The following is a 12,133-nucleotide window of genomic DNA, read 5'->3' as shown; positions in this document are numbered from 1 at the left end:
ATCGCCTGCCTTAGGAACCCATGCGCTGTCCGTCACGCGCCGAGTCCATTCCCTCTTCGAAACAGAGCTGCGCATGCAATGCGCCGGCGTGCGCGCACGATAGCATGGCGAACGTCAGTGCCATGAGCGCGCTCCATCCTGTCAAGGCCAGCGGCGACAGCGTGCCGTCGACCGTCTTTGCCATCGGAATCGCGACATCCGGCAGAAAACCGGAAACCATGCCGGCTAGCAGAAACAGCGCACTGATTACACCGGCATCAATAGCGACATGGTGGCGCGCCAAGACGCGGCGCTCGGTGAACGGCTTGCGGTGGTGCAATTGGTTGATCCGCAGGATCGCGACCGCATGGCCGATAGCGACGATGGCTGGAAGCGACCACCAGAACAGCGGATGGTCGCTGTGCGGATCGATCGCCAGCAGCGCGCCGACCAGCAGGAAGGTCGGTGCGCTGGCGGTGCCGATGAACCACGACAGCAGTTGGCGAAGATGCCACGGCGAGCGCCACTGCGCCGCGCGCCCCGATACAGGGGGGCGTGATAGGCAGGAATTGTCGAGTACGAAGTCCACGGTGCGGGTGCTGGCCTGGCGCAGGAGGATGGCGGCCAGGCCGAAAAAGATTTTCAGGAGCGGCACATCAGCCGGTAGGCTGACATCTCTCCGATTGCGTTTTTGCATGGCCTTTGCTCCTTGAAAACGGGTTCCATGAATAAGACGTTTGACGACGCCCCGGACCGCAATGTTTTAGGCATACCGTCGCAAAAGTCGGCAGGTCGTGCCGCGCTTCATGCGGACCCTCGGCAGGAATGGCTGCCATGCAGCGTCCCGACGGCACATCCACAGGCATGCCCGGCAGGTCGTGGCGGATGACATTGATGTCCAGGAGCATGGCTTGATTCGATTCTGTAATCGGGTGCCTGGACAAGTGCGAAAGCGCAGCCTGAGTATCCGAGCGTGATTTTCATGGCCCCGACACAGAGGCGCGGTCAATCCGGATAGTTGCTAGGCACGGGCATGCCGATGTAACAGGGTGGTCATATTGCGGTGCCACCATGCGAGCTTTCGGAATGGTGTGCCCACCTTGCAGACTTGTTTCTTCCCCTTGTCATGTCGCTGCCAGCCTTGCTGCCGGCAGGCCGGCGAGCGCGGCAATGCAATGCGGCGGAGACTCATGCCAGAAGGTATGCGCGGGGCAAGTGGCTTTCGCCGTGCGCTGCAGGGGACTAAAAAATAAAAAAACCGCGAATTCTCTAGGAATAACGCGGGTTTTTAGATGATTTTGGAAGTGCGTGGATCGCTTGATGGTCCCGCCGACAGGAATCGAACCTGTATCTAGCGCTTAGGAGGCGCTCGTTCTATCCATTGAACTACGGCGAGACGCGCGAAGAACAGCCGTGTGGGCCTGTTTCCGAACGAGATTATAGCCGACGCCGCATTGCCGCATGACAGGAAGATGCGGGCAGTCGGTACAATGCGGGTTCTGGCGCGGCGACCGGCCGCGTTTTTCATTGATCACATTCTTATGTGGCCCCTGCATTTCGGCACGCGGGCCTGACAGGTTCGGTTTTATGGCAGTCATTTCCCTTTCGGACGCGCAGCTCGCGTTCGGTCACGTTCCCTTGCTCGATCATGCGGAGTTCTCGCTCGAATCCGGAGAGCGCGTCGGCCTGATCGGCCGCAACGGTACCGGCAAGTCGTCGCTGCTGAAGATCATCGCGGGACGCTCGCGTCTGGACGACGGTCTGCTGGTGATGCAGCAAGGCATCAAGATCGCGTATGTGGAGCAGGAGCCGCAGTTTTCGCCAGAGATGTCGGTGTTCGATGCCGTGGCGTCCGGCATGGGCGACATGCAGTCGCTGCTGAACGAATACGATGCATTGACCGGCCAGTTCGGCGGCGACGATGACGAAGCGCTCATGGAGCGCATGCACGAAATCCAGACGCGGCTCGATGCGGCCGATGCGTGGAATCTCAAGAACAAGGTGGAAGCCACGCTCGACCGGCTGAACCTGACGGGTGACGCCCTAATGAAGCAACTGTCGGGCGGCATGCAGAAGCGCGTGGCGCTGGCATGCGGGCTGGTCAGCGCGCCGGATGTGCTGCTGCTCGACGAACCGACCAACCATCTGGATTTTTCCTCGATTCTCTGGCTGGAAGGTCTGCTGCGCGACTTCAAGGGCAGCGTGCTGTTCATCACCCACGACCGCCGCTTTCTCGACAACGTGGCCACGCGCATCATCGAACTCGACCGCGGCCGCCTGCTGTCCTTTCCCGGCAATTTCAGCACCTACCAGACGCGCAAGGCCGAACTGCTGGAAAACGAGGAAGTCGAGAACGCCAAGTTCGACAAGTTTCTCGCGCAGGAAGAAGTATGGATCCGCAAGGGCGTGCAGGCGCGCCGCACGCGCGACGAAGGCCGGGTGCGCCGTCTGGAGGCATTGCGGCTCGAGCGCAGCGCGCGTCGCGAGCAGCAAGGCCAGGTCAAGCTGGAGGTCGGCGCGGGCGAACGTTCGGGCAAGATCGTCGCCGATCTGGAAAACGTCAGCAAGTCGTATGGCGACAAGCGCATCGTGGACAGATTCACTGCGACCATTCTGCGCGGCGACAAGATCGGCCTGATCGGGCCCAACGGTGCCGGCAAGACCACCTTGCTGAAAATGATCCTCGGCGAGGAGACGCCGGACAGCGGCACCGTCAAGCAGGGTACCAAGCTGCAGATCGCCTACTTTGACCAGATGCGCGCGCAACTGAACGAGGAGGCGAGCTTGGCCGATACCATCGCGCCCGGCAGCGACTGGGTCGAGGTCAACGGCCAGCGCAAGCATGTGATGTCCTACCTCGGCGATTTCCTGTTCGCGCCGGAACGCGCGCGTTCGCCGGTCAAGTCGCTGTCGGGTGGCGAACGCAACCGCTTGTTGCTGGCGCGGCTGTTCGCCAAGCCCGCCAACGTGCTGGTGCTCGACGAGCCGACCAACGATCTCGACATCGATACGCTGGAGCTGTTGGAAGAACTGCTCGAGGATTACACGGGCACGGTCTTCCTGGTCAGTCACGACCGCACCTTCCTCGACAATGTCGTGACGCAGGTCATCGCGGCCGAAGGTGACGGCCTGTGGCGCGAGTATGTGGGCGGCTACAGCGACTGGGAGCGCACCCGTCCGAGCGCGACGGCAACGGCGCAGAAGCCCGCAGCCAAGGCAGATACCAGGGCTGAGACGAAAGAGGTGCCGGCTCCGGCAGCGCCCCCGGCGGTGCCGAAGAAAAAGCTCAGCTACAAGGAGCAGCGCGAATTGGAAACGCTGCCCGCATTGATTGCGCAACTGGAAGAAGAACAGAAGACGATCACCGACAGGCTTGCCGATCCGACTCTGTATGCGCAGCAGCCGGACGAAGTAAAAAAACTCAACCGGCGTTTCGAGGAAATCGACGGCCTGCTGCTGGAAGCGCTCGAGAAGTGGGAGGCGATCGAGGCGCGTGCCAACGCTTGATGCCGGCGCCGCCGTATCGGTCGCTGCTGCGGTGAATCAGTTCAGCCGTCGGCCGGCTTCGCGCAGTTCGGGCAGGCGGGCGCGCAGTGCGGCGGTGTCCATCGCATACGGCCGTTGTTCGATGTAGGCCTCGAGGTCCTGCAGCGCTGCCTGCGGACAATCGAGATGCGCGAATGCCAGCCCGCGATCGCGTCGTTCGGTGATGTCGCGCGGCAGCAGGACCACCAGCCGTTCCTGCACCTGCAGCAGTCGCTGCCAGCTTTCCTTTTGCATGAACAGTGCCTTGAGGTTGCGCAGCATGCGTACCAGGATGTCGCGCGAGCTGGCTGCTGCCAGATAGGCGTTCAACTGAAAGTCGTCCGGAAAATCCTGCTGCATGATGTAGGGCTGCACGCGCTCTTCGAGCTCCTCGCGCGACAGGCTGGTGCCGTTGAACGGGTCGAGCACGACCTGGCCGGCGGGAATGGTGAGCTTCATCAGGAAATGACCGGGGAAGGAAATGCCCTGCACGTGCAGTCCGACCTGCTGTGCCAGCTCCATGTAGATCACCGCCAGCGAGATCGGAATGCCGCGCCGCGAACTCATGACGCGATGCAGATAGCTGTTGTCCGGATTGTAGTAGTCGTTGACGTTGCCGCTGAATCCCAGATCGTTGTAGAAATAATGATTCAGCATCCGCAGCTTCTGCAGATGCGAGGCATCGTCCGGCAGGCGTTGCTTCAGGCGGGCGGCGAAGGCATCGAGTTCCAGTTGAACTGCCACCAGATCGAGTTCCGGCTCCACATCCTGGGCAATCGCTGCTGCGGCCTCGAACAGGGGAATGATGTCGTCTTCCTGTACCAGTGCCGCGAAATAATCGAGAGAGGGATTCGCCATGCCTCCATCATAACGAGGATGGCTTCATCGTGCAGGTGGAATTGTGCGGCGGATCAGCGTGCAATGCGCTTGAAGTCGCGGAAGCGGAATCCCATCGCCAGCAGCGCGCCGAAGTAGGCAACGCCGCACGCAGCCAATACCGCTAGCAGTGCCACCACACGCTGGAACGGAGCGGCACCGAGCGCCACCCAGTCGAAGTGGCTTGCCACCCACAGCGCCACCCCGCCCATCAGGCACAGCGCGCCGGCCAGACGGACGAAGAACATGCTCCAGCCCGGCAGCGCCGTGTAGATGCCGCGATGGCGCAGCCCCCAGTAGAGCAGCGCGGCATTGATGCAGGCGCCGAGTCCGATCGACAGTGCCAGCCCGGCATGTGCGAACTTCGGCACGAACAGCAGGTTCATCAACTGTGTGGCGATCAGTACGCCGACCGCGATCCGGACCGGCGTCTTGATGTTCTGCTGTGCATAGAATCCGGGCGCCAGAATCTTGACCAGGATCAGTCCGATCAGGCCGACGCCATAGGCCACCAGCGCCTTGGCGGTCATGGAAACGGAGGCGGCGTCGAACTTGCCGTAATGGAAAAGGGTTGCCGTCAGCGGTTCCGACAGCGTGGCGAGTCCGACCGCGCAGGGCAGCGCCAGCAGGAAGGTCAGGCGCAGGCCCCAGTCGAGCAGCGCCGAATATTCGGCCGTATCGCCGTCGAAGTTCGCCTTCGACAGGCTTGGCAAAAGAATCGTCCCGAGCGCCACGCCCAGCAGGGCGGTCGGAAACTCCATCAGGCGGTCGGCGTAGGACAGCCACGACACGCTGCCGCTTTGCAGGCGCGAGGCGATGTTGGTATTGATCATCAGGCTGATCTGCGCGGCCGACACGGCGAATACGGCCGGCCCCATCTTGCTCAATATCTTGCGTACGCCGGCGTCACCGAGGGCGCGAAAGGGATTCATCGCGAGCCGTGGCAGCATGCCGATCTTCATCAGCGCCGGGATCTGGATCGCGGCCTGCAGCAGGCCGCCGAACAGCACGGCGAACGCCATTGCATAGATGGGTTGCTTGAGCTGCGGCGCGACCAGCAGCGCGGCGAAGATGAACGACAGGTTCAGCAGGACAGGCGTGAAGGCCGGAATCTTGAACTCGCGCCAGGTATTGAGAATGCCGCCGCTGAGCGCGACGAAGGCCATGAAGCCGATGTACGGAAACATCAGTCGCGTCATCCAGACCGAGGCGTCGAAGGCGGTCGGATCGGCCTTGAGACCGGTGGCGATGCCGAAGATGATCAGCGGCGCGCCAATGATGCCGAGCACGCAGGTCAGCAGCATGGTCCACATCAGGACCGTGGCGGCATGGTCGATCAGGCTCTTGGTCGCTTCCTCGCCTTTCTGGCTCTTGTATTCGGCCAGGATCGGCACGAAGGCCTGGGAAAAGGCGCCCTCGGCAAACAGGCGACGCAGCAGATTGGGAATGCGAAAGGCGATGTTGAAGGCATCGGTATAGGCCGACGCACCGAACGCGCGTGCAAACAGAATCTCGCGGACCAGTCCCGTGACACGCGAAACCATTGTCATGCCGGAGACCGCCGCCAGCGTTTTATGCAGATTCATGGAGCGGCATTATAACGGTGGCAGCAGTTGGTCGGGAGGCGAGAGTGCCAAAAAATATTATTCAATTGATCATTTTTTCTTGGGCGGAAATCCTTTTTTCTGCATGGCCGCAACAAACCGGGATGAAAAAGAACGGATCGATTTGCCCGAACGGCAAAATGTGGCTATAATCCGATGCTTCACAGAATTCTGTCTCACCACTGCGCGTTTGCGAATGCGCGTTGACCAAGTCTTAGGAAATTACTTTCATGGCAAATACCGCACAAGCACGCAAGCGCGCTCGTCAAGCAGTCAAGCAAAACGCTCACAACTCCGCACAGCGTTCGGCTTTCCGTACCGCAGTCAAGGCTGTTCGCAAGGCAATCGCAGCTGGCGACAAGGATGTTGCTGCCAAGACCTTCCTGGCTTCGGTTTCGACGATCGACAGCATCGCTGACAAGAAAATCATCCACAAGAACAAGGCAGCTCGTCACAAGAGCCGTCTGGCAGCCGCCCTTAAGGCGCTGGCCTGATCTTCGGATTTCCTGCGGCCGGCATGGTCGCAGAACAATAAAAACCCGCATGTTCTCATGCGGGTTTTTTTGTTTTCGGCGGAAGCTTCCGTTATTCCGCCATTATTTCGACTCAGGCAGGCCGCCGATGCGCGTGCCCGGTTTGATGTTGCGCTGCTTGAACCAGCCTTTTTCCATTTCCAGCGCGTAATACACGGGTTCCTTGGCGCAATGCGAATCCAGGCTTTGCGGCTTCATGTCCTCGATATTGACGATGCGCCCATCGCGGCCGATGAAGGCGACCGACAGCGGCAGCAGCGTATTCTTCATCCACATGCAGACGCCGGCCGGCGCATGGAACAGGAACACCATCCCTTCGTTCGGTCCCAGGCTTTCCCGGAACATCAGGCCCTGATTGCGCTGCGCGTCGGTGGCGGCCACTTCCGCCTTGATGACATGCATCCCCGCCGTCAGCGAAATGACGGGCAGACGCGCCGGTTCGGCGGCCCATGCGAGGCAGGAAGACAGTGCGGCAATGGCGCCGGCGCAGGTGGCCAGAAACTTGTTCATGGATTCGATTTGCAAGAAAACAGACAAGCAGCGAGTGTAAAGGAAAAGGGCAGGGACGGTTGCCTGCGGGAAGGCGCAGCTATTTTGCCAGGCCAAGATCGGCGATGGACAGTTCGCGCCATTCGCCTGGCCACAGCGGATGTGTCTGCAGCGAAACGGGACCGATCGCGATGCGGACCAGGCGCAGGGTAGGAAAGCCAACCTTGCCCGTCATGCGCCTGACCTGCCGATTCTTGCCTTCGGTCAGGGTAATCGTCAGCCAACTGGTCGGCACATGCTGACGTTCGCGGATCGGCGGATTGCGCGGCCAGAGCCAGTCCGGTTCCTGTACCCGTTTGGCATCGCAAGGAGACGTGATGAAGTCGCCAAGATCGAGCGGCGCGCGCAGTCGTTCCAGCGCGGCAGTGTCGGGTACGCCTTCCACTTGTACCAGGTAGGTCTTGGGCTGCTTGTGATCCGGATGGCTGATCGCATGCTGCAATGCACCGTCATCGGTCAGCAGCAACAGGCCTTCGCTGTCGGCGTCGAGCCGTCCGGCAGGATAGATGCCGGGAATGTCCAGATGATCGGCCAGGGTCGGTCGGGTCGCATGGGCCGAAAACTGGCACATGACCTGGAACGGTTTGTTGAACAGGATGAGCGGCATGGGGAGAGCGTTATGCTGCGAATGAGTCAGCGTGGATGATAAGGGATGGGAGCCGGCAGATGGAATAAAAAGCCGCTCGAGAGATTGCGGCAGACGTAAAAAAACCCGCCTGGGCGGGTTTTTCGAAAAGCCTTCAACGAATCAAGGTGCCTGAATGTTGGAAGCTTGCTTGCCTTTCGGACCTTGCGTGACTTCGAACGAGACTTTTTGACCTTCTTTGAGAGTCTTGAAGCCGTTCATCTGGATCGCGGAGAAGTGTGCGAACAAATCCTCGCCGCCGTCATCCGGGGTGATGAAACCGAAGCCCTTGGAGTCGTTGAACCACTTGACGGTACCTGTTGCCATAAAAGCGTCTTTCTAATTTAGACTTAATCACACGAGCCGCAAAAGAAAGAAGCCTCGCCTAACGCTGCCCCTCCTAAAAACTGCTCACTCCATATTGACAAATTGATTTAGTTACGTATGTCAATAAGATTCATTCTTTACGTAAAAAAAATAAAAGTCAAGGAATTTGATGGCGTTTTTTGCAAGGTTTGGCGACCTTCGAAAATCGGGGTCCGCTCCCTTGATTTTGGGGTGATCAGCGTCATCTGCATCCCTGTAAGAAAACGCGTAAGATGGGATCATTTGATTCAGCCGTTCGACCGGGCATGTTGTGCGCTCCACGAACGGTTTAGAATAGAACTATGGCAATTAAGCATGACGATGGTACGGTCCTTATGCGGCAAGAGCAGAAGCTCAAGCCGCCGTCGATGTATCAGGTGTTATTGCTGAACGATGACTACACGCCGATGGAATTCGTCGTGATGATTCTTCAGGAATACTTCAGTAAAGATCGTGAGAATGCGACGCAAATCATGCTCATGGTTCACCGCGACGGCAAGGGTGTGTGTGGCGTGTATCCCAAGGATATAGCGTCCACGAAGGTTGAACTGGTATTGAACCACGCCAGAAAAGCAGGGCATCCCCTGCAGTGCGTGATGGAGGAAGTATGATTGCGCAGGAATTGGAAGTCAGTTTGCACATGGCGTTTGTCGAGGCAAGACAGGCGCGCCATGAGTTCATCACGGTGGAGCATCTGCTGCTCGCGCTGCTGGACAATCCGTCCGCGGCCGAGGTACTGCGTGCTTGCGCCGTCAACATCGAGGATCTGCGCAAGACGCTGTCCAACTTCATCGCCGACAACACGCCGACCGTGCCCGGCGCGGCCGAGGTTGACACCCAGCCCACGCTCGGTTTCCAGCGCGTGATCCAGCGCGCGATCATGCACGTGCAGTCGGCTTCCAACGGCAAGAAGGAAGTGACCGGCGCCAACGTGCTGGTGGCGATCTTCGGCGAGAAGGACTCGCATGCCGTCTATTACCTGCACCAGCAGGGCGTGACGCGCCTGGACGTGGTCAACTTCATTTCGCACGGCGTGCGCAAGGACCAGCAGGCCGACGCGCAGAAATCCGCCGAGGGTGTGGAAGATGCGCCGGCAAACGACGCGCAGACCAAGGAAAGCGCGCTTGACCAATACACGCAGAACCTGAACAAGATGGCGGCCGAAGGCAAGATCGATCCGCTGATCGGTCGCGAAGGTGAAGTCGAACGCGTGATCCAGACGCTGGTGCGTCGCCGCAAGAACAACCCGCTGCTGGTCGGCGAGGCCGGTGTCGGCAAGACCGCGATCGCCGAAGGACTTGCATGGCGCATCACGCAGGGCGACGTGCCCGACGTGCTGCAGAATTCGGTCGTCTATTCGCTCGACATGGGTGCGCTGCTGGCTGGTACCAAGTACCGCGGTGATTTCGAGCAGCGTCTGAAGGCGGTGCTCAAGCAGCTCAAGGACAATCCGAACGGCATCCTGTTCATCGACGAGATCCATACGATCATCGGTGCCGGCTCGGCATCGGGCGGCACGCTGGATGCGTCCAATCTGCTCAAGCCCGCGCTGTCGAACGGTCAGCTCAAGTGCATCGGCGCCACCACGTTCACGGAATTCCGCGGCGTGTTCGAGAAGGACCACGCGCTGTCGCGTCGTTTCCAGAAGATCGACGTCAATGAACCCAGCGTCGAGCAGACCGTGCAGATCCTGCGCGGCCTGAAGTCGCGCTTCGAGGAGCACCACGGCGTCAAGTATTCGGCATCGGCGCTGACCTCGGCCGCCGAGCTGTCCGCGCGCTTCATCAACGACCGTCATCTGCCTGACAAGGCGATCGATGTGATCGACGAAGCCGGTGCTGCGCAGCGCATCCTGCCGAAGTCCAAGCAGAAAAAGACCATCGGCAAGACCGAGATCGAGGACATCATCTCCAAGATCGCGCGCATCCCGCCGCAGACCGTCAACCAGGACGACCGCAGCAAGCTGCAGACTATCGACCGCGATCTGAAGGCTGTCGTGTTCGGCCAGGACCCGGCGCTGGAAGCGCTTGGCTCGGCAATCAAGGTCGCGCGTGCCGGTCTCGGCAAGGGCGACAAGCCGATCGGTTCCTTCCTGTTCTCCGGTCCGACCGGCGTTGGCAAGACCGAGGCGGCCAAGCAGCTCGCTTTCCTGCTCGGTATCGACCTGATCCGTTTCGACATGTCGGAATACATGGAGCGCCATGCGGTGAGCCGCCTGATCGGTGCGCCGCCGGGCTATGTCGGCTTCGACCAGGGCGGCCTGCTGACCGAGGCGATCACGAAGAAGCCGCACGCCGTGCTGCTGCTCGATGAGATCGAGAAGGCGCATCCGGACATCTTCAACATCCTGTTGCAGGTGATGGACCATGGCACGCTGACCGACAACAACGGCCGTAAGGCGGACTTCCGCAATGTGATCATCATCATGACCACCAATGCGGGTGCCGAAAGCCTGCAGAAGCGCACCATCGGTTTCACCGAGAAGAAGGAAACTGGCGACGAGATGGAAGACATCAAGCGCACCTTCACGCCGGAATTCCGCAACCGTCTGGACGCGATCATCAGTTTCCGCGCGCTTGACGAGGAAATCATCCTGCGCGTGGTCGACAAGTTCTTGATGCAGCTCGAAGAGCAACTGCACGAGAAGAAGGTCGAGGCCGTGTTCAGCGACAAGCTGCGCAAGTTCCTGGGCCGCAAGGGCTTCGATCCATTGATGGGAGCACGTCCGATGTCGCGCCTGATCCAGGACATGATCCGCAAGGCGCTGGCCGACGAACTGCTGTTCGGCAGGCTGGTCGCAGGCGGCAAGGTCACGGTCGATCTGGACGACAACGACCAGATCAAGCTGGACTTCTCGGAAGGCGACACCGCACCGCCGGCTGCCACGCCGGAGACCATCGAGGTCGAATGATCGGTGCCGTCGGCACAATGAAAAAAGCCCAAACTTCGGTTTGGGCTTTTTGTTTGGACGTTTGAAAAAGAGCTGGGGGCTAGGTGGCTATTTCCGGTGCAGCGCCGCGGCGCACTCGCGCACCAGCGCCGGCCCCTGGTAGATCAGGCCGGTGTAGAGCTGCACCAGCGAGGCGCCGGCATCGATCTTGGCCTGCGCATCGGCAGCCGACAGGATGCCGCCGACGCCGATGATGGGAATGGCATCGCCCAGTTCGTTCTTCAGTGCGCGGATGACCGCGTTCGATGCCTCGAATACCGGCGCACCGGACAGGCCGCCGGCTTCCTCGGCATGCTTGAGGTTCTTCACGGCCTCGCGGCTGATGGTGGTGTTGGTGGCGATCACGCCGTCGATGCGGTGGCGCAGCAGCGCCTGGGCGACCGCGCTGATCTGCTCGCTATCCATGTCGGGCGCGATCTTGAGCGCGATCGGCACGTAGCGCTGGTGTTCGTCCGCCAGCCGTTGCTGCGCATCCTTCAACTGCGAGAGCAGGGCGTCGAGTTCGGATGCGCCCTGTAACTGGCGCAGGTTCTTGGTGTTGGGCGACGAGATGTTGACGGTGACGTAGCTGGCGTACGGATAGACCTTCTTCAGGCAGATCAGATAATCATCAACGGCACGTTCGATCGGCGTGTCGGCATTCTTGCCGATGTTCAGACCCAGTACGCCTTCCTTGTTCTGGTAGAAGCGCGACGCCTGCACATTGGCGACGAAGGCATCGACGCCGCGGTTGTTGAATCCCATGCGGTTGATGATGGCTTGCGCCTGCGGCAGGCGGAACATGCGCGGCATCGGATTGCCGGGCTGGGCGCGCGGCGTGACGGTACCGACCTCGATGAAGCCGAAGCCGAGCGTTGCCAAACCATCGATGTAGGCGCCATCCTTGTCGAGCCCGGCCGCGAGTCCGACCGGATTGGGAAAGGTGATGCCCATCACGCTGCGCGGATCGTCGTCCGGCTTGACGAAGGATGAGGTCAGGCCCCATTTGCTGGCGCAACGCAGGGCCGGCAGCGTGAGGTTGTGTGCCGCCTCGGGATCGATGGCGAACAGGAAGGGGCGCGCAAGGCTGTAGAGAAGTTTTTCGGACACGATGAAATCTGGTTGAGCGACGGTCGGCACGGACTGC

At 60.3% G+C, this 12,133-nt stretch carries 11 protein-coding genes and 1 tRNA gene; 4 read left to right on the top strand and 8 right to left on the bottom strand.

What is annotated here, in order from left to right; all coding sequences use genetic code 11:
- Positions 1-10 precede the first annotated feature (10 nt).
- A complete protein-coding gene (locus tag IEV38_RS00455; protein WP_188394210.1) occupies positions 11-676 on the bottom strand; it encodes a hypothetical protein in 666 nt (221 codons plus the stop codon).
- A 624-nt stretch (positions 677-1,300) separates the two neighbouring features.
- Positions 1,301-1,375, bottom strand: a tRNA-Arg gene (locus tag IEV38_RS00450).
- A 191-nt stretch (positions 1,376-1,566) separates the two neighbouring features.
- Between IEV38_RS00450 and IEV38_RS00445 the strand changes: the two genes are divergently transcribed.
- Positions 1,567-3,486, top strand: coding sequence for an ATP-binding cassette domain-containing protein (locus tag IEV38_RS00445; RefSeq protein WP_188394209.1), 1,920 nt, complete (start codon positions 1,567-1,569; stop codon positions 3,484-3,486).
- A gap of 36 nt (positions 3,487-3,522) precedes the next feature.
- On the opposite strand, the gene IEV38_RS00440 is transcribed toward IEV38_RS00445, so the two are convergent.
- Together IEV38_RS00440 and murJ are read right to left on the bottom strand one after the other, a co-directional pair.
- Positions 3,523-4,362, bottom strand: coding sequence for a SirB1 family protein (locus tag IEV38_RS00440; protein ID WP_188394208.1), 840 nt, complete (start codon positions 4,360-4,362; stop codon positions 3,523-3,525).
- 53 nt (positions 4,363-4,415) lie between these two features.
- On the bottom strand, positions 4,416-5,966 hold the full coding sequence (gene murJ, locus IEV38_RS00435) for a murein biosynthesis integral membrane protein MurJ (protein ID WP_188394207.1): 1,551 nt from the start codon (positions 5,964-5,966) through the stop codon (positions 4,416-4,418).
- Positions 5,967-6,214: 248 nt separating this feature from the next.
- Between murJ and rpsT the strand changes: the two genes are divergently transcribed.
- Positions 6,215-6,478, top strand: a complete 264-nt coding sequence (rpsT, locus tag IEV38_RS00430; RefSeq protein ID WP_188394206.1) for a 30S ribosomal protein S20 — start codon at positions 6,215-6,217, stop codon at positions 6,476-6,478.
- 102 nt (positions 6,479-6,580) lie between these two features.
- Here the strand turns inward: rpsT and IEV38_RS00425 are convergent, their stop codons facing one another.
- The 3 genes from IEV38_RS00425 to cspE all read right to left on the bottom strand — a co-directional run bounded on the left by IEV38_RS00425 (position 6,581) and on the right by cspE (position 8,018).
- Positions 6,581-7,027, bottom strand: coding sequence for a DUF192 domain-containing protein (locus IEV38_RS00425; protein ID WP_188394205.1), 447 nt, complete (start codon positions 7,025-7,027; stop codon positions 6,581-6,583).
- Positions 7,028-7,106: 79 nt separating this feature from the next.
- Entirely contained in the window at positions 7,107-7,673 is a 567-nt protein-coding gene (locus tag IEV38_RS00420) for a pseudouridine synthase (protein ID WP_188394204.1), read from the bottom strand.
- A gap of 141 nt (positions 7,674-7,814) precedes the next feature.
- A complete protein-coding gene (gene cspE, locus IEV38_RS00415) occupies positions 7,815-8,018 on the bottom strand; it encodes a transcription antiterminator/RNA stability regulator CspE (RefSeq protein WP_057292838.1) in 204 nt (67 codons plus the stop codon).
- Between the two features lie 341 nt (positions 8,019-8,359).
- On the opposite strand from cspE, the gene clpS reads away from it, so the two are divergent.
- Both clpS and clpA read left to right on the top strand, forming a co-directional pair.
- Positions 8,360-8,668 carry an ATP-dependent Clp protease adapter ClpS gene (gene clpS, locus IEV38_RS00410; protein WP_188394203.1) on the top strand — a complete coding sequence of 103 codons (309 nt, stop codon included), beginning with the start codon at positions 8,360-8,362 and terminating at the stop codon, positions 8,666-8,668.
- On the top strand, positions 8,665-10,968 hold the full coding sequence (gene clpA / locus IEV38_RS00405; RefSeq protein ID WP_188394202.1) for an ATP-dependent Clp protease ATP-binding subunit ClpA: 2,304 nt from the start codon (positions 8,665-8,667) through the stop codon (positions 10,966-10,968). The genes clpS and clpA overlap by 4 nt, the downstream gene beginning before the upstream one ends.
- 87 nt (positions 10,969-11,055) lie before the next feature.
- Here clpA and IEV38_RS00400 read toward each other — a convergent pair whose 3' ends face one another.
- Positions 11,056-12,096, bottom strand: coding sequence for a quinone-dependent dihydroorotate dehydrogenase (locus IEV38_RS00400; protein WP_188394201.1), 1,041 nt, complete (start codon positions 12,094-12,096; stop codon positions 11,056-11,058).
- Between the last annotated feature and the right edge of the window lie 37 nt (positions 12,097-12,133).

Source organism: Oxalicibacterium flavum (genome assembly GCF_014635065.1).
GTDB classification, from domain to species: Bacteria; Pseudomonadota; Gammaproteobacteria; order Burkholderiales; family Burkholderiaceae_D; genus Oxalicibacterium; species Oxalicibacterium flavum.
Note: the sequence above shows the minus strand (reverse complement) of the source record. Positions and strands in the feature narration are given on the sequence as shown.